Source organism: Pseudomonas sp. NPDC087690, assembly GCF_044743175.1.
Classification (GTDB): Bacteria; Pseudomonadota; Gammaproteobacteria; order Pseudomonadales; family Pseudomonadaceae; genus Aquipseudomonas.
Window position 1 is genome coordinate 763,956 of sequence record NZ_JBIUVX010000001.1, and the last position, 20,046, is coordinate 784,001.

The 20,046-nt window shown below is 59.1% G+C and carries 21 protein-coding genes and 1 tRNA gene; 12 read left to right on the forward strand and 10 right to left on the reverse strand.

What is annotated here, in order from left to right; genetic code table 11:
• Positions 1-25: 25 nt before the first annotated feature.
• The 3 genes from ACIPIZ_RS03540 to ACIPIZ_RS03550 form a co-directional block, all read right to left on the reverse strand.
• Positions 26-982, reverse strand: a complete 957-nt coding sequence (locus ACIPIZ_RS03540) for an AraC family transcriptional regulator (protein WP_064390414.1) — start codon at positions 980-982, stop codon at positions 26-28.
• A 202-nt stretch (positions 983-1,184) separates the two neighbouring features.
• Positions 1,185-1,481, reverse strand: a complete 297-nt coding sequence (locus ACIPIZ_RS03545; protein ID WP_401164002.1) for a hypothetical protein — start codon at positions 1,479-1,481, stop codon at positions 1,185-1,187.
• 867 nt (positions 1,482-2,348) lie between these two features.
• Positions 2,349-2,624, reverse strand: coding sequence for a hypothetical protein (locus tag ACIPIZ_RS03550; protein WP_064390416.1), 276 nt, complete (start codon positions 2,622-2,624; stop codon positions 2,349-2,351).
• 147 nt (positions 2,625-2,771) lie between these two features.
• Here ACIPIZ_RS03550 and ACIPIZ_RS03555 point away from each other — a divergent pair, with 147 nt between their 5' ends.
• The gene (locus tag ACIPIZ_RS03555) at positions 2,772-3,608 is read left to right on the forward strand and encodes an AraC family transcriptional regulator (protein WP_105707717.1); all 837 of its coding nucleotides are present in this window, start codon (positions 2,772-2,774) and stop codon (positions 3,606-3,608) included.
• Positions 3,609-3,663: 55 nt separating this feature from the next.
• On the forward strand, positions 3,664-4,260 hold the full coding sequence (locus ACIPIZ_RS03560; protein ID WP_401164005.1) for a LysE family translocator: 597 nt from the start codon (positions 3,664-3,666) through the stop codon (positions 4,258-4,260).
• Positions 4,261-4,572: 312 nt separating this feature from the next.
• Here the strand turns inward: ACIPIZ_RS03560 and ACIPIZ_RS03565 are convergent, their stop codons facing one another.
• Complete coding sequence (locus tag ACIPIZ_RS03565) at positions 4,573-5,343, reverse strand: helix-turn-helix domain-containing protein (protein ID WP_401164008.1); 771 nt, start codon at positions 5,341-5,343, stop codon at positions 4,573-4,575.
• A gap of 233 nt (positions 5,344-5,576) precedes the next feature.
• On the opposite strand from ACIPIZ_RS03565, the gene ACIPIZ_RS03570 reads away from it, so the two are divergent.
• From ACIPIZ_RS03570 to ACIPIZ_RS03590, 5 genes are all read left to right on the forward strand, one after another.
• Positions 5,577-7,202: an APC family permease gene (locus ACIPIZ_RS03570; protein WP_105707724.1), complete on the forward strand. Its 1,626-nt coding sequence runs from the start codon at positions 5,577-5,579 to the stop codon at positions 7,200-7,202.
• Positions 7,203-7,224: 22 nt separating this feature from the next.
• On the forward strand, positions 7,225-8,151 hold the full coding sequence (locus ACIPIZ_RS03575; protein ID WP_122660552.1) for a 4-hydroxyproline epimerase: 927 nt from the start codon (positions 7,225-7,227) through the stop codon (positions 8,149-8,151).
• A 55-nt stretch (positions 8,152-8,206) separates the two neighbouring features.
• Positions 8,207-9,154 (forward strand): dihydrodipicolinate synthase family protein, encoded by a 948-nt coding sequence (locus tag ACIPIZ_RS03580; protein ID WP_401164011.1) that lies wholly within the window; start codon positions 8,207-8,209, stop codon positions 9,152-9,154.
• A 71-nt stretch (positions 9,155-9,225) separates the two neighbouring features.
• Positions 9,226-10,818, forward strand: a complete 1,593-nt coding sequence (locus ACIPIZ_RS03585) for an aldehyde dehydrogenase (NADP(+)) (protein ID WP_401164013.1) — start codon at positions 9,226-9,228, stop codon at positions 10,816-10,818.
• Entirely contained in the window at positions 10,808-12,073 is a 1,266-nt protein-coding gene (locus ACIPIZ_RS03590; RefSeq protein WP_401164016.1) for an NAD(P)/FAD-dependent oxidoreductase, read from the forward strand. Before ACIPIZ_RS03585 ends, ACIPIZ_RS03590 begins: the two co-directional genes overlap by 11 nt.
• A gap of 83 nt (positions 12,074-12,156) precedes the next feature.
• On the opposite strand, the gene ACIPIZ_RS03595 is transcribed toward ACIPIZ_RS03590, so the two are convergent.
• Positions 12,157-14,442 (reverse strand): hypothetical protein, encoded by a 2,286-nt coding sequence (locus tag ACIPIZ_RS03595; RefSeq protein ID WP_064390426.1) that lies wholly within the window; start codon positions 14,440-14,442, stop codon positions 12,157-12,159.
• Between the two features lie 29 nt (positions 14,443-14,471).
• Positions 14,472-14,546: transfer RNA gene (locus ACIPIZ_RS03600), tRNA-Gln, on the reverse strand.
• A gap of 244 nt (positions 14,547-14,790) precedes the next feature.
• On the opposite strand from ACIPIZ_RS03600, the gene ACIPIZ_RS03605 reads away from it, so the two are divergent.
• Complete coding sequence (locus tag ACIPIZ_RS03605) at positions 14,791-15,537, forward strand: tRNA (adenine(22)-N(1))-methyltransferase (protein ID WP_401164019.1); 747 nt, start codon at positions 14,791-14,793, stop codon at positions 15,535-15,537.
• 53 nt (positions 15,538-15,590) lie between these two features.
• Here the strand turns inward: ACIPIZ_RS03605 and ACIPIZ_RS03610 are convergent, their stop codons facing one another.
• Positions 15,591-15,719 (reverse strand): hypothetical protein, encoded by a 129-nt coding sequence (locus ACIPIZ_RS03610; RefSeq protein WP_401164022.1) that lies wholly within the window; start codon positions 15,717-15,719, stop codon positions 15,591-15,593.
• Positions 15,720-15,748: 29 nt separating this feature from the next.
• Here ACIPIZ_RS03610 and ACIPIZ_RS03615 point away from each other — a divergent pair, with 29 nt between their 5' ends.
• Positions 15,749-16,582 carry an oxidoreductase gene (locus tag ACIPIZ_RS03615; RefSeq protein ID WP_401164025.1) on the forward strand — a complete coding sequence of 278 codons (834 nt, stop codon included), beginning with the start codon at positions 15,749-15,751 and terminating at the stop codon, positions 16,580-16,582.
• Positions 16,583-16,593: 11 nt separating this feature from the next.
• On the forward strand, positions 16,594-17,532 hold the full coding sequence (locus tag ACIPIZ_RS03620) for an AraC family transcriptional regulator (RefSeq protein WP_064390428.1): 939 nt from the start codon (positions 16,594-16,596) through the stop codon (positions 17,530-17,532).
• 5 nt (positions 17,533-17,537) lie between these two features.
• Here the strand turns inward: ACIPIZ_RS03620 and ACIPIZ_RS03625 are convergent, their stop codons facing one another.
• The 3 genes from ACIPIZ_RS03625 to ycaC all read right to left on the reverse strand — a co-directional run bounded on the left by ACIPIZ_RS03625 (position 17,538) and on the right by ycaC (position 18,762).
• Entirely contained in the window at positions 17,538-17,750 is a 213-nt protein-coding gene (locus ACIPIZ_RS03625; RefSeq protein ID WP_064390429.1) for a DUF2945 domain-containing protein, read from the reverse strand.
• Between the two features lie 30 nt (positions 17,751-17,780).
• Positions 17,781-17,981 carry a hypothetical protein gene (locus tag ACIPIZ_RS03630; RefSeq protein ID WP_064390430.1) on the reverse strand — a complete coding sequence of 67 codons (201 nt, stop codon included), beginning with the start codon at positions 17,979-17,981 and terminating at the stop codon, positions 17,781-17,783.
• Between the two features lie 148 nt (positions 17,982-18,129).
• Positions 18,130-18,762: an isochorismate family cysteine hydrolase YcaC gene (gene ycaC, locus ACIPIZ_RS03635; RefSeq protein ID WP_122660546.1), complete on the reverse strand. Its 633-nt coding sequence runs from the start codon at positions 18,760-18,762 to the stop codon at positions 18,130-18,132.
• Positions 18,763-19,026: 264 nt separating this feature from the next.
• Here ycaC and ACIPIZ_RS03640 point away from each other — a divergent pair, with 264 nt between their 5' ends.
• Together ACIPIZ_RS03640 and ACIPIZ_RS03645 are read left to right on the forward strand one after the other, a co-directional pair.
• Positions 19,027-19,236 (forward strand): 4-oxalocrotonate tautomerase family protein, encoded by a 210-nt coding sequence (locus ACIPIZ_RS03640; RefSeq protein WP_064390432.1) that lies wholly within the window; start codon positions 19,027-19,029, stop codon positions 19,234-19,236.
• Between the two features lie 24 nt (positions 19,237-19,260).
• Positions 19,261-19,971: an SDR family NAD(P)-dependent oxidoreductase gene (locus ACIPIZ_RS03645; RefSeq protein ID WP_064390433.1), complete on the forward strand. Its 711-nt coding sequence runs from the start codon at positions 19,261-19,263 to the stop codon at positions 19,969-19,971.
• Positions 19,972-20,046: the final 75 nt, after the last annotated feature.

Sequence of the window (20,046 nt, forward strand, 5' to 3'; positions counted from 1 at the left end):
ATTCAGCGTGTTTCGAAGGGAGGTATCAGTGGCGGCGTTTGAAGGTCTGCGACGGCAGTTCGCCGAACTGTTGGCGATAGCTTTCGGAGAAGCGGCCCAGGTGCAGGAAGCCGTAATCCAGTGCCAGTTCAGTCAGATTGCGCACCGGGCAACTCGGGTCGCTAAGGCAGGCGTGGATGCGTTCGAGCTTGCGCTGGCGGATGTATTGCATCGGCGTGACGCCCAGTTGGCGTTCGAACAAGGTGTACAGCGAGCGCGGGCTCATGCTGGCTTGCGCGGCCAGATGTTCGGCGGGCAAGTCGCGTTTAAGGTTGCGTTCGATGTAATCGAGGATGCGTTCAAAACTGATGTTGGGTGAGCTCAGGCATTCACGGCTGACGTTGGTGTTCATCAGCGAAATCAGTTTGCTGCCGATGATCTGCGCGTAATGCTCCTGCACCCGCAACAACGGATCGCTGGCCTCGGCTTCCTGGCAGACCATTGCCAGCAGGTTGGTGAAACCTTCCAGCTCATTCAGCTGATAGTGATTGCGCAGGAATCGAATACCGCTCGCCGGGCGTATCCAGCGCTGCTCGTCGCACACTGTTTCAAGGACACTGACCGGCACCTTGAGAATAAATTTCTCGCAATCGTCCGAGTAGGTCAGATCGACCGGATCGTCCGGGTTGATCAGCAACAGTTCGCCCGGCACCAGATGCTGCTCGTGTTTGTGCCCGCGCCACAGGCAATTGCCTTGCAGCAGGACTTGCAGGTGGTAAACGGTTTCCAGCGCCGGCGATGTCACGCGAACACTGCCGCCATAACTGATGCGTGCGAGATCGAGATCGGCAAGTTTGCGGTGATTGAGACTGGCTTGCGGATGGGCGGTCCTGGACAGGCCGATGAAGTGCTGGCCGACGTGCTGGTTGACATAGTCGGAGACGGCGTAAGGGTCAGCGTGACGAAACACGCTGCTACGATCACTCAGCAGATGGCTGTCCATGGGGCGGTGCTCGATCTTGTCATTATTATGGTTTCACGGCTTCACCGGTCACAGTACGCCCCGGTTCTGATGTGGGCAATCGCACGACGGATCGGGTATCCGGTAATCGAACACTTTTACCAGCGTGTCGTGCTCGCTCAAGCAAAAAAGCCCGGCTGATCTGGCCGGGCTTTTCGTTGGCTGCTGCGGTAAGCGCGTGCATTCAGACTGCACGGCGTTCGATCAGGCGATCCGCGCCACCTTCTGCGACCCGATTGCCTTGCAGATGATCCGAGCCATCAGAAGCAACGGCGTCGCTGAACAGAGGATCGGTTTCAGTGGCCGCGACTGCGTCGCTGAACAATGGATCGGTTTCAGTAGCGGCAACTGCATCGCTGAACAATGGATCGGTTTCAGTAGCGGCAACTGCATCGCTGAACAATGGATCGGTTTCGGTGACGGCAAAAGCATTCAGTGCGAAGATCGAGAAAGCGATACCGAGAAGGACTTGGCGTTTCATGGTGATGTGCTCCGATTGCGTGGTTGGGAATGGAGCCGATCTTACGCCGCGGTACTGATATGAGAACTTCATTGAATTAATGGTTGTTATTGATGCAGTCAATAGTTGGGCCGCGCGATGATTGCCTACAGCCGCCAATGGAAACGCCCTACAGCCCTTCAGACCGCCAAAAAGAAAGTTCGTACTTTTGACAGCTTTATACAACAAAAAAACCCGTCCCAGCACAAGACTGAAACGGGTTTTCCCACAGTAACGGTCGTTACTTCAGATCGTCAAAGTGGTCTCGCAGGAATTCGTAAAAGCTCAACGCTTTGAACGATCTCCATACGAGGCTCAGCGTACGCAGCAAATGCTTCATACGTTTTGGCCTCCAGGTCAGGGGGCCAAACCTCCAGCAAACTTACCGGATCATGCGTGCCTTCAGCCTAAACGTCAGTCTGGCTAGTGAGGCGGCCGGTTGAATGCCCTCTGAACCATCATCCCGGCACGGGTGCAAAACCGTGTCAGAGGGAATGAAACCGTTGAGTTGCCAGCCAGACCTCACCTTCGAACGAACATCTGAGCGTCGGCATCATAACCTTCAATCAAAGGTTCTCATGCAGAGAAACTTTCTGCTTTTGTAAATCGTTATTTCTGCATGATTAATTCGAATAAACAACGCTGAAAAAACCGGATCAAAGCACAGATTAACGTTGCAAGGTGACGCAAAGGCTCCTACCATTCCTGCACGTCAGTTTGGCTAGTGAAGCACCAACCCCGGCCGCAAACCGAGGTTTACAAAAGAACCGCCCCGCAAAGGCGGTTTTTTTTCGCCTGGAAATCGCTGCTTCATACGCACACAACCAACGCACCCAAGCCAATGAAACGCTATTTGCACTTGGCCAACACCACCTGACAGGTATTCGGCGTGCCGCCTGAACGGCCGGCGTAGCGGATGCAGTTATTCATCGATTTCTGCCGCGCCATGTTCAGGCTGGAGCCCCACGCCAGACCTCCCTCGCCAACGGTCGGCAAGGCCTTGGCGTAACAGCTGTCGCCGACGCCAGAGGGTGGATAATGCTTGCGGTTCGAGCAGCCGGCGGCCAGCGTCAGGCTGAAGACGATCAGGGTAGGCAGAACCCATGGCGAGCGTCGGTCGATCATCGCGTTGCACCTGTCGCTAAAGGGTCGTGTGCCGTTGAGTCTAGCCGTTTGCACTTGCCTTTCTGCACAAATCTTCTAAACGCCCAGCTGCGTTGCGCGGTATTTTATGAGGCCGCATTTTTCAAAGCCGAGCCCCTGGAGCCTTCCGTGGATAAACGCAACTGGATCGATCTGTCCCAGGATGTCGACACCGGGATTGAATCGATTCGTGCTCACTTCGAAGGGCATGCCTACGACCCGCACTGGCATGACAGCTTTCTCGTCGGGGTCACCGAGCAAGGCGTTCAGCAGTTCAATTGCCGCCGCGTGCGCCATCGCAGCACGCCGGGCCAGGCGATCTTGCTCGAACCGGGGGAGATTCACGATGGCCATGCACCGACCGAGGACGGCTTTACCTATTCGATGCTATACCTCGACCCGCATTGGCTGGAGCGCGAAATGCACGCGCTGTTCGAAGACGCGCCGTCCGACAGCCAGCCCGGTTTTGCCGACACCCTGAGCCAGGACCCGCGTCTGGCTACAGCCATTCATCAAGCCTTCCACGCACTGCACGACGGCGACTTGCGCATCGTTCGCCAAACCGCCATCGATGGCCTGTTGGGCTCGCTCACAGGCCATCTCGCTTGGCGCAAGCGTCAGGATTTCGATCCGCGCCTGCCGCTGGTGGCGCAAGTGGCGCGGGACTACCTGCACGCACATGCCTATGAAGACATCGGCCTCGATGACCTGGCGCGCGTTTGCGGGGTGGATCGTTTTCGTCTGAGCCGCGCCTTCAAGACAGCCTTCGGCCTGGCGCCGCACGCGTATCTGATCCAGCTACGTTTGGCCAAGGCACGGCAGTTGCTCGCACGCGGTGAAACACCGGCGCAGGTGGCCAGCGTGCTGGGTTTTGCCGATCAGAGTCATTTGGGGCGCTGGTTCCGCCGCGCCTACCAACTGACACCGGCGGACTACCGCAAGCGCTGCTCAAACCTTCCAGACTGACGCACATTGACGAGTAATCATGGCCCCCTGTGTTCACTTTCAGGGAATCTGCACCATGGCGTCATTACTGCCCTTCCTGCTGTTTGCTTTCGTTGCGTCCATCACTCCCGGCCCGACCAATATTCTGGTGTTGAGCCACAGCTCGCGCCAAGGCTTGCTGGCCACGCTGCCGATCATTTTTGGTGCCTGCGCAGCGGCGGCGCTCATCGTGCTGGTGGTGGGCCTCGGTGCCGGCGAAACACTGCTGCGTTTTCCTCGTGTGCAGCAAGCCATGGCCTGGGGCGGCGTGCTCTGGTTGAGTTGGCTGGCCTGGCAGATCTTTCGCAGTGCACCGCCATCACTGAACCCGACAGAGCAGCAAGAACAAGGTTTGAGCGTGCTCGGCGCGGCAACGCTGCAACTGGTCAACCCCAAGGTGTGGATGATGGCCATGGCAGTGGCCAGTGTGTTTGTCGGAGGCGGCGACAAGACGCTGCAACTGTTGGTGTTGTCGCTGGCATTTCTGCTGGTGTCGTTGCCGTGCATGACGTTGTGGGCGCTGCTGGGCGTGGGCAGCAGGCGGTTGATCGGCTCACCGCAAGCGTTCAGGCGCATGAACGCAGTATTGGCGTCGTTACTGCTGCTGTCGGCATGGCTCACCGTACTGGCCTGAAAATCTCCTACAGGGGGGCAACACTGACTTTATTTCCCCTTTGGACTGGTGTCCCAACCACGATCCCGGTAACTGGTTTTATCGTGCTCTGGAAAGTCGGTCGTCCATACCCCCCAATCCATGTACGCATAGTACTGGGTCATCGCGTCAAAATAGCTGTCGGCGCAGACCTCCCAAACCAGCTTCGACCCCGGTTCAAGCAGCGCTCGCGCCTCATCACCATGAGGCCCGGACACAACGAACAACTCCAAGCCATCAGGCTCCAGCCACAATTCATGGTTCAATGTCTTTTCTCGCCTCCATAGCAGGCCATTAGTGCCCCGTCGCCTGGCGGTACTGGCGTGGGGTGAATCCGGTCGAAGCCTTGAACTGACGGGTAAACGCGCTGTGATCGGTGTAGCCACATTGCAGCGCGACCTCAGTGATCGGCAAGTCCGTATGCAGCAATCGATGGGCATGTTCCAGGCGCACTTTCTGGATCATCTGCCGGGGTGTCAGGTGGAACACGCGTTTGCAGTAGCGTTCCAGTTGCGCGACGGAAATACCGGCAATTCGCGTCAGTTCACCGAGGGTGACACGGCGATTGAAGTTCGCCCGAATATGCTCATCGACAGCGGCCAGCCGCTCGAATGCCGGGTGGGTTTCGCTGGCCGATTGCAGATCGACCGAGATACCCGCCAGACCGATGATCTCGCCACCGCGGTTGTACAACGGCTGCTTGTGCGTCAGGCACCAGCCCGGTTCGCGGCTGCCATACAGATGCAACTCCAGCTGGTCCTCCAGCACAAAGCCCTCCTCCAGCACTTTGCGATCCTGCTCGGTATAGCCCGGCCCCAGTTGCGCCGGAAATACCTGTGCGCTGGTTTTACCGAGCAATGGACGCAAGTCTTTTAACCCGCAACGTTGCACCAATGTGCGATTGGCGAGGACGTAACGGGCCTGCACATCCTTGATGAAAATCGCCGCGTTGGGGATCACGTCGAGCATCGGCAACAGCAATGCCGCGCCGGTCAACAGCTCTTCAAGGGTTTGCGGACGATTGCCGCCAACGCCTTGGGCCAGGCGTGAAAACGCGTGCTGCATCAAACAATCCCCCCTCGTGACGTAGATTGGCCAAGGGCCCGCCCTGCGGCGTTCGCGTGCAGATTGCAGCATCGCTCAGCGCATGTCGAGAGCAGCGTTTCATCTGGGCGATTGTGCTGAATTCGTCATCCAACCCATCGCAAAACATCAATCGCCGCGCCCTCGATGAGTTCAAAGTCTGGCCGTCCCAGTGACACAACTGCCTATCCAATAACTCACAAGAAGGCGATGCCATGTCAGGCCAAGGCAAGTTCAAAAAACAGCTTTCACTGATCGACCTCACATTTATCGGACTCGGCGCGATCTTCGGCTCCGGCTGGTTGTTCGCGGCCAGTCACGTGTCCGCCATTGCCGGGCCGGCAGGGATTTTCTCCTGGCTGCTGGGCGGTTTTGCCGTGCTGTTGCTGGGCATCGTTTACTGCGAACTGGGCGCGGCCTTGCCGCGTGCCGGCGGCGTGGTGCGCTACCCGGTTTACTCCCACGGCCCGCTGCTCGGTTATCTGATGGGCTTCATCACGCTGATCGCGTTTTCCAGTCTGGTGGCGATCGAAGTGGTTGCCTCGCGCCAATACGCGGCGGCGTGGTTTCCCGGCCTGACCAAGGCTGGCAGCGGCGATCCGACGATTCTCGGCTGGATGGTGCAGTTCGGTCTGCTGTGCGTGTTTTTCCTGCTCAACTATCGCAGCGTGAAGACCTTCGCCAAGGCCAACAATTTGATCAGCGTGTTCAAGTTCATCGTGCCGTTGCTGGTGATAGGTGTGCTGTTCACCTTCTTCAAACCGGCCAACTTCGAGGTTCAGGGCTTCGCACCGTTCGGCCTGTCCGGTGTCGAGATGGCGGTGTCGGCGGGTGGCGTCATTTTCGCTTATCTGGGACTGACGCCGATCATCTCGGTGGCCAGTGAAGTGAAAAATCCGCAGCGCACCATTCCCATTGCGTTGATCCTGTCGGTGCTGCTGTCGACGCTGATTTACGTACTGCTGCAAATGGCCTTTCTCGGCAGCATCCCGACCGAAATGCTCGCCAACGGCTGGGCCGGTATCAGCAAGGAATTCGCCCTGCCTTATCGCGACATCGCCTTGGCGCTGGGCGTGGGCTGGCTGGCGTATCTGGTGGTGGCCGACGCGGTGATCTCGCCGAGTGGCTGCGGCAACATCTACATGAACGCGACCCCGCGGGTGATCTACGGCTGGGCGCAGACCGGGACCTTCTTCAAAGTCTTCACCCACATTGATGAGAAGTCCGGCATTCCGCGCCCGGCGTTGTGGCTGACCTTTGCCCTGTCAGTGTTCTGGACCCTGCCGTTCCCGTCGTGGGAAGCGCTGATCAACGTGGTCTCCGCTGCGCTGGTGCTGAGCTACGCCGTGGCCCCGGTTTCCGTGGCTGCCCTGCGCCGCAACGCGCCGAACATGCCGCGCCCGTTCCGGGTCAAGTGCATGGGCGTACTCGGGCCGGTGTCGTTCATCATCGCCGCGCTGATCGTTTACTGGTCAGGCTGGAGCACCGTGTCATGGCTGCTTGGCCTGCAGATCCTGATGTTCGTGGTGTATCTGCTGTGCGGCCGCTTCGTGCCGACCGCTCACCTCAATCTGGCCCGTCAGGTGCGCTCCTCGGCGTGGCTGATCGCTTTCTACGCGGTGACCATCGTCCTGTCGAAACTCGGCACCTTCGGCGGTCTCGGCATCCTCACTCACCCTTTCGACACCATCGTTGTCGCCGCTTGCGCCACCGGCATTTATTACTGGGGCGCCGCAACAGGCGTACCGGCGCACCTGCTGCGTCTTGAAGAAGATGACGAGGAAAGCGAAGTCGTAGCGCCCGCCTCAACCGTGTCCGCGCGCCCTGCCGGCGCTTACTGAACTCATCCAACGGGATCCATTCATGAAAGAACTACACGTCATTGATTCCCACACCGGCGGCGAACCGACGCGCCTGGTGATGAAAGGTTTCCCTAATCTGCCGGGCAACAGCATGGTGGAAAAACGCGATGCCCTGCGCAATCAGCATGATGCATGGCGCCGCGCCTGCCTGCTGGAACCGCGTGGCAACGATGTGTTGGTTGGCGCGCTGTATTGCGAGCCGGTCTCGCCGAACGCCACCTGCGGGGTGATTTTCTTCAACAACGCCGGCTACCTCGGCATGTGTGGCCACGGCACGATTGGCCTGATCAATTCGTTGCAGTACTTGGGAAAAATCCAGCCGGGCGTGCACAAGATCGACACGCCGGTCGGCCCGGTCAGTGCCACGCTGCATGACGATGGCTCCGTCACGCTGGGCAACGTCCCCGCCTATCGCCACCGCAAACAGGTGCCGGTGGACGTGCCGGGATTCGGCCAGGTATTGGGTGACATCGCCTATGGCGGCAACTGGTTTTTCCTCGTCTCGGAGCACGGCCAAACGTTGACGATGGACAACGTCGAACACCTCACCGCCTACACCTGGGCGATGCTCAAGGCCCTCGAAGACCAAGGCATTTACGGCGAAGACGGCGCGGTGATCGACCACATCGAACTGTTCGCTGACGACGCCAACGCCGACAGCCGCAACTTCGTCATGTGCCCCGGCAAAGCCTACGACCGCTCCCCTTGCGGCACCGGCACCAGCGCCAAACTCGCCTGCCTCGCCGCCGACGACAAGCTGCAACCCGGCGCGACCTGGGTGCAGGCAAGCATCACCGGCAGCCAGTTCGAAGGCCGCTTCGAATGGGAGGGCGAACGCATTCGCCCGTTCATCACTGGCCGCGCGTACATGACCGCCGACAGCACGCTGCTGATCGACGAAACCGACCCGTTCGCGTGGGGCATCTGAGCCGCCGCGCTGACTTTTCACCTCAATTTGAATGATGTGCCAAGGAGTTAAAACAATGAGCGACAACATCTTCACCGGTTGCATGCCAGCCCTGATGACCCCGTGCACCGCCCAACGCAAACCGGACTTCGACGCACTGGTGGCCAAGGGTCGCGAGCTGATCGATATCGGCATGAGCGCGGTGGTCTACTGCGGTTCGATGGGCGACTGGCCGCTGCTGACCGAAGCCGAGCGTCAGGAAGGCGTGGCGCGTCTGGTCGCCGCCGGTATTCCGACGATTGTCGGCACCGGCGCGGTGAATTCTCGTGAAGCGGTTTCCCACGCAGCGCACGCAGCGAAAGTAGGTGCACAAGGCTTGATGGTGATTCCACGCGTAATGTCCCGTGGCGCTTCACCGGCCGCGCAAAAGGCTCACTTCGCGGCCATTCTGCAAGCCGCACCGAATCTGCCGGCAGTGATCTACAACAGTCCTTACTACGGCTTCGCCACCCGCGCTGACCTGTTCTTCGAACTGCGTCACGAGTATCCGAACCTGATCGGCTTCAAGGAATTCGGCGGTGGCGCCGACCTGCGTTACGCCGCGGAAAACATCACCTCCAAGGACGATGACGTGACCCTGATGGTCGGCGTCGACACGCAAGTGGTGCACGGTTTCGTCAACTGCAACGCCACCGGCGCCATCACCGGCATCGGCAACGCCCTGCCCCGCGAAGTGCTGCAACTGGTAGCGCTGAGCAAGCGAGCGGCCAAGGGTGATGCCAAGGCCCGACGTCAGGCGCGAGAACTGGAATCGGCACTGGCAGTGCTGTCGTCGTTCGATGAGGGCTGCGATCTGGTGCTGTATTACAAGCATCTGATGGTGCTCAACGGTGACAAGGAATACACCCAGCACTTCAACGAAACCGATGCGTTGAGTGACTCGCAACGACGTTATGCCGAGCAGCAGTACTCGCTGTTCCGTCACTGGTACGAGAACTGGTCGGCGGAAGAGAACTTCGCCTGACCCTCCCCTCAGCTGCCGCGAAGCCTTGTGCTGCGCGGCAGGCCTCCCTCTTTTTTCATCAGGAAGACACCATGACTCTGACGGGCCACATGCTGATCGGGCAGCACACGGTTGCGGGCAACCGCGCCGCCATTCACGGAATCAACCCGGCCACGAACGCTGCGCTGGAACCGGCCTATGCCGGTGGCTCGGCCGAGCACGTCGAACAGGCGTGCGCATTGGCCTGGGCGGCGCTGGACGCCTACCGCGAAACCACCCTCAGTGCCCGCGCCGACTTTCTGGAAAGCATTGCCGCTGAAATCGAAGCCCTCGGCGATGAATTGATCAACCGCGCACACACCGAAACCGGCCTGCCCCCAGCGCGTTTACTGGGCGAGCGCGGGCGTACTTGCCAACAATTAAGAATGTTCGCGCGCACCGTGCGCGCCGGTGAATGGCTGGATGTACGTGTCGATAACGCACAGCCGCAGCGCCAACCGTTGCCGCGTTCGGATTTGCGTCAGCGCCAGATTGCTCTTGGGCCGGTGGCGGTGTTTGGTGCGAGCAATTTTCCCCTGGCATTTTCGGTGGCCGGTGGTGACACCACTTCGGCACTGGCGGCCGGCTGCCCGGTGGTGGTCAAGGCGCACAGCGCGCATCCCGGCACCAGCGAACTGGTCGGCCGCGCGCTCGCTCGAGCGGTAAAAGCCTGCGGTATGCCCGAAGGGGTTTTTTCGTTGCTGTACGGTTCTGGCCGCGAAGTCGGCATTGCACTGGTCAGCGATCCGCGCATCAAAGCCGTCGGCTTTACCGGTTCCCGCGCTGGCGGATTGGCATTGATTCAAGCGGCGCAGACCAGGCCCGAGCCGATTCCGGTGTATGCGGAAATGAGTTCGATCAATCCGGTGTTGCTGTTTCCGGCGGCGTTGCAAAACCGCGCAGAGGCATTGGCCGAAGGGTTTGTCGGCTCGCTGACCTTGGGCGCCGGGCAGTTTTGTACCAATCCGGGATTGGTGATTGCCCGTAAAGGCCCGGCCCTCGATGAGTTCATGGGGGCAACAGCCAGGTGCATCGAGACTCGTGCGGCGCAAACGATGCTGACGCCGGGTATCTACAACGCTTACGCATCGGCTGTGAAGGCGCTAGCCGAAAACGCCGGTGCGCGTATCGTTGCGGCGGGGCAAATCGGCACCGGCGCGAATCAGGGGCAAGCGCATGTCTTCGTCACGCAAGCGGCGAATTTCCTGAGCGATCACAACCTGCAAGCCGAGGCGTTCGGTGCGACGTCGTTGATCGTGCAATGCGCCAGCGACGACGAAATCCGTCAGGTTACCGAGCAACTCGAAGGCCAACTGACCGTCACCCTGCACCTTGACGACGCCGACCTTGAACTGGCTCGCACCTTGCTTCCGACACTGGAGCGCAAGGCCGGTCGCCTGCTGGTAAACGGCTGGCCGACCGGTGTGGAAGTCTGCGATGCGATGGTGCATGGCGGGCCTTTCCCGGCCACCTCCGACGCGCGCACGACCTCGGTCGGCAGCGCCGCCATCCTGCGATTCCTGCGCCCGGTTTGCTATCAGGATTTCCCCGACAGCCTGTTACCCGCCGCACTGAAACAGGCCAATCCGCTGCACCTGCGACGCTTGTTCGACGGGCAAAGGGAAGCCTCGAACCATGGCCAATAACGTCTCCTGCGACATCGCGGTGGTCGGCGCCGGCATCATCGGCGTCGCCTGCGCACTGCGTCTGGCGCACCAGGGATTGCGCGTGGTGGTCATCGATCAGCAGCCGCCTGGCCACGGCGCCTCGTTCGGCAACGCCGGGCATCTGGCGACCGAACAAGTGTTCCCGATTGCCGACGCTTCTATCCTCAAACGCCTGCCGGCGATGCTGATGGATCCGATGGGGCCGTTGCGCCTGGACTGGAAATACCTGCCCCGCGCCTTACCGTGGTTCACCCGGCTGCTGCTGAATCTGAGGGCGGAACCGTTTCAGAAAACCGTGGCCGGATTACGCGCGCTCAATGAAAGCAGTCTGGATGCGTGGCAGCGCTTGCTCGCCGACATCCAGCGGCCGGACTTGCTCAAGGTCGATGGTTCATTACTGGTGTTCGAAAAGCCTGAATCCCGCCAAGCCATCGAAGCCCTGCAAGTGCGCATGGCTCAGCAGCAGGTCGCGGTCGATTACTGGCAGGCCAGCGCCATCCGCGACACCGCGCCGCAACTCAGCGAGCAGATTCAGGGCGGCCTGTTCTTCCCGCGCACCGGGCACTTCATCGACCCGTATCGCGTGGTCTGCGAACTGGTTGAAGCGGCGCAAGCCAGCGGCGTGAGTTTCGTGCAACAACAGGTGCAAGGGGGCTATGTGCAGGAGCACGGTGTTTCGCTGGTCACCGGCAACGGCGGCGTCAGTGCAAGCCGCGTGCTGATTGCCTGTGGTGCGCACTCGGCGAAACTCACCGCCGCACTCACCGGCCAAAAAGTCCCGCTGGACACCGAGCGCGGCTATCACCTGATGCTGCCGCAGGAACACGATCGCCTGCCCTTCCCCGTCACCTCGCTGGAGCGCAAATTCATCATGACGCCAATGACCGAAGGCTTGCGCCTGGCCGGCACCGTCGAGTTCGCCGGACTGCAAAAGCCGCCGAGCATGGAGCGCGCGTGGCAACTGCATCGATTGAGTCAAGGTTTGTTTCGCAAGGATCTGAGTGCCGAAGCAGCGACACCGTGGATGGGCTTCCGTCCATCGTTGCCGGATTCGTTGCCGGTGATTGATCAAGTCTGTGATGGCAAGGTGTTGCTTGCATTTGGGCATCAGCATTTAGGGTTGACGCAGGCGGCGGTGACGGCGGAGATGGTGGTGCGGATGGCTTTGCCTACGGTGGTAACAAAGACCTGCAGCCTGCCAGTCAGCGAACCGTACAGGCTGAATCGTTTTTGAAACGGAAGCTTGATCCAAAAGCCTGCTTTCGAGAGCAGGCTTTTGTGCTCGGGGAGATTTCCTGTGGTCTGGAGACAAAGATGTTACGAGGGCATTAGCCAATGTCGCTCAGTGGTCCAACCCAAAAAAACCTTTGCACCCTCATCCTTTTGGCGACTCAGCGTCAGCCGATTTCCTGCAGCGGCAACACGCAACCCGACCATGGCGGGCAGAAATCTTTCTCGGAACTCACCGGATTGCGTCGCAAAATGCGCTTCAAGACTTTCGAGTGCCGAATGCAAAAGCTCTCCATCCAGCATCGACAGATAAAACATCATCTGACGCCACGCATACGCGGTGTTTTTCAACATCAGCAGACGAGCATGGTAGAGCGATAGGTGCGTTTGGTGGCGTTTGCAGATCCATTTAAAGCACGACAGCGCCAATGCACTTAGACGGTGTTGCAGCAGTATTTTGAGCTCGAGTTCGCCAAACAATACCGCAAGGTTTTGTGTTGTCAGGATCTGTTGCTGTTCGAGGATTGTACCGTTGACTGCTGGCTGCCACGTGCCCAGGACGGCATTTGCTCGCTGTGCGCACAGCGTCGCCAATGCATCAGAGTTGTTTATTCTGCGCCGCGATCGGCGGTGATCGGGAAGGCTCGCCAGTCCATCTGTATCAATGTCGTAATAGCGGGCGTAAAGCGTTCCAGCGATCAGCTTGGCCGATTGTCTGGCCGCTCTCGAAAATTTGTTGGAGAAAGTCCCCATGAAAATGTCAGCAGCCACTTCCTCGACGAAGGGAAGGTCCAACTGAGCCGTTTGAGCCAGAGAAACAAACTCCTGCAGTAACTTGTTAGGAAGAATCGCTTGCGGAAACGCAGAGAGAGTTAACGCGGAGGCTTCAACCAAAGCTTGTCTAGCGCCCGTAACGGAGTTGGCGTTCGTCTCACGCTCAGCTTCTAAAGCCATTACCCAAGGCAGCTCTGCAATTTTGACCTGACTTTGCAGGTTGACTAGCAACAATGACCGCCGACGGCGGAAGGCACGGTACGTAGCACCTCCCAATGTCTGAAGCGTTCCGTCTCGATATCCGGCGTTACAGATTTCAGCCGTCATCGCAGGCAGTACTTGCGCCACAGTATCGCCGGATGAGATCAAGCCATGGTCAATCAGCTCAGCGATTGTGCCCTTGCGGCAACGCTCCAGGCGTCGGCGAACAGCAGCCGGAATGATCGTCCCTACGATCAGTGCGTGACGCTTCGTCTCTTCATCGGTGATAGGTTTCAACAGTGGAGCAAAGTCCTCGACGCCGTCCGCACCCGGATAATTTTCCAGACGCTCCGCTACAGCATGGGCGATCAAATGATGTCCGGGGGCAGCCACGTGATTTCGCTGCTCTTCCCGTTTAATCGAGTGTGCGCGGGATTCGGGATGGCCATGTTTGGCGACAAAGTCATCGACAATTCGCCGGACGCGACCGACGTCTCGGCCCGTCAATGCTGCTTGATCACGGGAACTCTGAGCGAGTAACGCAAACAGTTCTGCTGCCCGGTTCTTGAAGGGTCCTCGGCTATTGAATTCAGTGCCACAGGTTTCAGCGATCTGCTTGCCGAGTAAGGTTGCGCGCTCAAACCAGCCGTCAGGATAGTGTCGGCAAGGCCAGCCGTCCTGATACGTCAAAATAAACAGTGAGACCGCAGCGTCGTAGAGAGGCAGTCGGTTTTCTACAACATGTTTTTGAACAGCGAGACGCGGTTGAGCCGATTGCCGCGTCAGCCGCTGCCTGACACTGGCGGTATCAAAAACATGCACCTCAGCCGTCGAGATCAGTGGTTCGTCAACGGCAGTCGGGAAGAAACGCAGCCTTTCGAAGAAAGGTGCGATCTGTTCGATCAACGTTCGCGCTTCGTCATTACGCTGATGCCGCAGAAGCCATGACACTGTCAGCAGTGCGGCCTCCTCCGGAACATCGATTTGATAACTGCCTTTCGCCAAACGTTCTTGCAGCGATGCGACTCCTGCATCTGAAAGGTGCCAGGCATTCAGATCGAGCCGTTCATGACCGGCACGGATGCCAGGAATCGACGCAGCCAACTGGCGCTCGTAGGCAGTCAAAGCACCACCAGCAATCAGTCGCCCAGTGGCAAATCCACCTGTCACCACTTCCAGTGTGACCCACGTCGGCAAATCGGCGAATGGCATGCGTAAACCGTACTGTGCGCTGCCCTGCAGCAGATGTTCGACAACCCGTTGCCAGCGCTCGATACGATTGCGTGCCTGCTGACCCGCATCGCTCCGCGAAGCGGTCAACGCCCGCGAGAGCTGGAACACCGCATAACCGGCACTCACTCCACTGCGCTCGTCGAATTCACTGTCGTGCCTGGACATACTTCCCTGTGACTCTGCAATGTAAAAAATGGGTCCGGGGGCTGGATTCGAACCAGCGCCCACTCGGTCCAGAGCCGAGCGTTCCACCGCTGAACTACCCCGGAACAGTGCGCGCATTGTTGACTAGACACGAAGGGATGTGAAGTTCGATGTTCAGGTTTCTATTACAAGATAACTCCTCGGCGTCGCGGCCTGAAACAAGCGCTCGCATCCATTCAGTGCTCAGCGTTGCTAATTGATTATTCAATTTCGTCGACAGAATTTGACAGGCCAACCTTAGCCCGACAAAGTCGCACCCCTTTTTCCCGCCAACGATGCCGCAAACAGCAGGCAAATCTGGGGTTGCCGTTGAACGAAAACACTTTGTCCGTGCGCCTTGAGCGTGTGGCCGCACACGTGCCGGCTGGTGCGCGGCTGGCCGATATCGGTTCCGATCACGGTTATCTGCCAGTGGCGTTGATGCGCCGTGGCGCGATTGAGGCAGCAGTGGCCGGCGAGGTGGCGTTGACGCCGTTTCAGGCGGCGCAGCGCACGGTGCGTGAAAACGACCTGCAAGCGCGAATCACCGTGCGCCAGGCCAATGGCCTGGCGGCGATCAACCCCGCAGACCGGATTACCGCGATCAGCATCTGCGGTATGGGTGGCGAAACCATCCGCGACATCCTCGAACGCGGCAAGGCGCACCTGAGCGGCAGCGAACGCTTGATCCTGCAGCCCAACGGTGGTGAGCAACCCTTGCGCCTGTGGTTGATGGAAAACGGCTACCGCATCCTCAGCGAGGAAGTGCTGCGCGAAAGTCGCTTCGACTACGAAATCATCGTCGCCGAACGCGCCGAAGTGGTCAGCTACACCGACAAGGAGTTGTATTTCGGTCCCTTGCAGATGCAGGCGCGCAGCCCGGCATTCCTGATCAAATGGCAGCACAAACTTCGCCACAAGCAGAAGACCCTCAGCCACCTCGCCCGCGCGCAACAGGCGTTGCCAGAAGACAAAATCGCGGACGTTCGTCAGGAGGCGCAGTGGATACGCGAACTGTTGACTGAATCACATGGTCAGCCCGTACTCGCGAATGAACCGCAAATCAGAGAACCTTGATGTCGGTCAGAAGTGAGCGTGGCGCCACAATCTGTGGCTTGTTGGCAATCCGGTTATGGAGCACCGACCGCCGCGCTGATCCGTAGGGTCAGCGAGATGTTCGGCCCGTTGGGCGGTTCATAGGAATAGGCAAGGCTGCAAGACGAACCGGCATAGGTGCCTCGCTGCCTGATCGCTACCATGACTTCACACCAGCCTTTGGGAGATTGTCATGAACCGTAGCAAAACCCTGTTCATCACCGGCGCGAGCAGCGGCTTTGGCCACGCCTTGGCCAAAGCCGCGCTGGCTGCAGGTCATCGCGTCATCGGTACGGTGCGCAATGAAACCGACCAGCAAAACTTCCAGTCCCTGTCCCCGGACAATGCATACGCCGTGCTGCTGGATGTCACCGACTTACCGCGGATCGACAGCGTCGTCGCCCAAGTGGAAGCGACTCACGGCCCGGTCGATGTGCTGGTCAACAACGCCGGTTACGGTCACGAAGGCGTTTTCGAAGAGTCGCCGCTGGAGGACATGCGCAAGCAATTCGACGTCAATGTGTTCGGCGCGGTCGCGATGACCAAGGCTTTCCTGCCCTACTTCCGCCAGCGTCGCGCCGGCCACATTCTCAACATCACGTCCATGGGCGGCACGATCACGATGCCCGGCATCGCCTATTACTGCGGCAGCAAATTTGCCCTTGAAGGAATCTCCGATACCCTGAGCAAAGAGCTGCAGCCGTTGAATATATTTGTTACCGCGGTGGCGCCCGGCTCGTTTCGCACAGACTGGGCAGGCCGCTCGATGCAACGCACCGCGCGCAGCATTGCCGACTACGACGCCAGTTTTGACCCGATCCGCAAAGCCCGGGAAGAGAAAAGCGGCAAACAGCTCGGCGACCCGCAAAAAGCTGCGCAAGCGCTGTTGCAGATCATCGCCAGCCCGACGCCGCCCGCCCATCTGCTGCTCGGTAGCGATGCTTTGTCGCTGGTGCGTGACAAGCTGCAACGAGCGCTCGACGAGATCGATCAATGGCAAGCCCTGACCCGCTCCACCGACCATTGACAGAGGACGCAATGACCCAGGCCGATGCAACCACCGCCCGCATGGTGCAACTCATGGACACCCTTGCGCCGGTCGAGGGCTACAACCTCAGCGCACTCGATGACGTGCGTTTCCTGCGCTCGAATCGGCCGCTGACCCGCACCCCGGTGCTGTATGACCCCGGCATCGTCATCCTCTGTCAGGGTCGCAAACGCGGTTATCTGGGCGAAGACACCTACGTCTATGACGCCCAGCACTACCTTGTCGTCTCCGTGCCGATTCCTTTCACCATGGAGACCGACGCCACGGCGGCCGAGCCGATGCTCGCGATTTACATGCACCTGGATTTCCATCTGGCCAGCGAGTTGATGCTGCAAGTCGATGAGGTGCATGGCGCCAGCGATGCCCAACCCAAAGGCATGTACGCCTCGCCGATGGACGACGCACTGCGCGCCACGACCTTGCGTTTTCTTGAGGCGATGAGCGTGGCCGGTGAAGCGCAGATCCTCGGACCAGCGCTGGTGCGGGAGATCTATTACCGCATTCTTACGGGCGGGCAAGGTGGCTCAATGCGCGCCGCGCTGCAGCGTCAGGGGCATTTTGGCAAGGTCAGCCGAGCGATCCGCAAGATCCACAGCTGTTATCAGCAACGCCTTGACGTCGAGCAACTGGCCCACGAAGCGAGCATGAGCGTGCCGAGTTTTCACCTGCACTTTCGCAGCGTGACCGATACCTCGCCGATGCAGTACCTGAAGTCGACACGCCTGCATCAGGCTCGGTTGCTGATGCTGCGCCAAGCCATGAGCGCATCGGCGGCAGCGTTCGACGTCGGCTATGAAAGTGCCTCGCAATTCAGTCGCGAGTTCAAACGCTTTTTCGGCCGGACACCGCAGGCCGAGATTGAATGGATGAAGGCGACGTATGCGTTGCCGGCACCGACAACGTCATCCGAATATGTGTCGTCGCATTAGATCGCTCAGTTCGCAGGATGAAGCGCGGCCGCGTGGTGCATCGCCAGATGCCCGGTCTTGTCACTTTTGACTTCGTATTGCGGTGCTTCCTTTGAAGCAGGTCGATGGCGCCCCATGAACTCGACATCGCGGGTGTGCACGTTGACAACCTTGCCGCGAATCTCGCCGGCCTCGCTGTTCCAGTGAACCGCGTCGCCGACCTTGAATGACCTGCTCATGGTCCGCCCCTCAATACTGGTTCAATTCAATCATTGCGACTCGGGATGCTCACTCGACACCGAGTTGTTGGCCGCCACGTCCGTCATGTCTTCATCGAGCAGCGCCTCGTCATCGGCGGGCAATGGAACCTCGGGCTGATCGCGTTTCGGGTCATGCCCCGTCTCATTGTCGGTCGTTCGTGTCACTTCTTGCTGTGACCGGTTGCCCGGTGCGTTTTCATCGATGTCCATGCCTGGCTCTCCGTTCTGACACACGGAAAATCCGTGCCTAAACGTGAGAGACAATGACGTGGCGCAAGTGCCGGGCACTGGACGAACGGCGCGCCAACGAAAAAAGCCTGCTTTTGAGGGCAGGCTTTTCGCTTGGCGCACTTGAGGCTTATTTCTGCTGCGCGGTCAGCGCCGAGTAGCTGTTCATCAGGTTGCGGTAGTTGGGAATCCGCTGCGACAACAGATTGCCCAAGCCTTCAATGTCGTTGCGCCAGTCGCGGTGCAGCTCACACGCCACCGAGAACCAGTTCATCATCTGTGCGCCGGCCTGAGTCATGCGGCTCCACGCAGCCTGTTGCACGGTGGTGTTGAAGGTGCCGGACGCATCAGTCACCACAAACACCTCAAACCCTTCCGCCAGCGCCGACAAGGTCGGGAACGCTACGCACACATCCGTCACCACACCGGCAATGATGATCTGCTTGCGGCCGGTAGCCTTGATCGCTTTGACAAAATCTTCGTTGTCCCAGGCGTTGATCTGGCCAGGGCGAGCAATGTACGGCGCGTCCGGGAACATCTCTTTCAATTCCGGCACCAGTGGGCCGTTCGGGCCTTGTTCGAAACTGGTGGTGAGGATGGTCGGCAGTTCGAAGAACCTGGCCAGATCGGCCAAGGCCAGCACGTTGTTCTTGAATTCGTTCGGCGAGAAGTCCTGTACCAGGGAAATCAGGCCGGTCTGGTGGTCGACCAGCAGCACGATAGCGTCGTCTTTGTTCAGGCGGTTGTAGGTTGGAGTGGTCATGGTCTGCTTCCCTTTTGAGTTTTTGAATTTGTTGTTGCGTTCAAGTTGGGTACAGATTACTGACGCATCGAAAAGGGATAAATCGGCTGGAATGTGTTTCACCGTCAACCTGAAACGGACAATCGCGTGAACAACCGCTGCCATTCGATACACCACGGCATAAATGAAGTACCTCAAGGCGCATTTATCAATTACTGACAACTTCCTACAGTTCTCTCCAGCAGCAGCCCCTCACCCCGACGGGCCTGCGATCGGAGACAGTCCATGCCTTTCATCAGCGTACGCATTACCCGCGACGGCGTTAGCCGGGAGCAGAAAGCCCAAGTGATCAAGGAAATCACCGAGACCATGCAACGAGTGCTCAACAAGGATCCGCAGCTCACGCACATCGTGATCGAGGAAGTCGATACGGATAACTGGGGCTACGCGGGCATGACCACAACCGAATACCGCCAATCGTTGTCGGGCAATTAATCTTCAATTCCTGAGGAAATCATCATGAGCACATCCAGCAAAGTTGTCGTTATCACAGGCGCCTCGCAAGGCATAGGAGCGGGTCTGGTCAATGGTTTTCGCGAGCGTGGCTATCAGGTCGTGGCGACCTCGCGCTCGATCAAGGAATCCGCTGATCCGCAGGTATTGACCATCGCTGGCGACATCGCCGATCCGCAAACTGCCGAACGGGTGATCCGTGCCGCCGTCGAACGTTTCGGTCGCGTCGATACGCTGGTCAACAATGCCGGCATCTTTGTTGCCAAGCCGTTCACCGCGTACAGCCGGGAAGACTACGCCCGAGTGGTGGCCACCAACATGAGCGGCTTCTTCCATATTTCGCAACTGGCCATCGCCGAAATGGAAAAGCATGGCAGCGGACACGTGGTCAGCGTCACTACCAGTCTGGTCGATCATGCAATTGACGGCGTGCCGTCGGTGCTGGCCTCGCTGACCAAAGGTGGCATCAACGCTGCGACCAAATCCCTGGCCATCGAATACGCCAAGCGCGGGATTCGCGTCAACGCGGTGTCGCCGGGCATCATCAAGACGCCCATGCACGCCGAAGAAAGCCACGCAGCCCTGGGCAATCTGCATCCGCTTGGCCACATGGGTGAGATCGACGACATCGTGCAGGCAATCCTTTATCTGGACGCCGCGAAGTTCGTGACCGGTGAGATTCTGCATGTCGACGGTGGCCAGAGCGCGGGGCATTGATCACGACGCCACTTCAGCGCGGGTGGCGATTCATGTGGTAAACATCTGGAGGAATGCTCCTCGGTGCCAGCCATG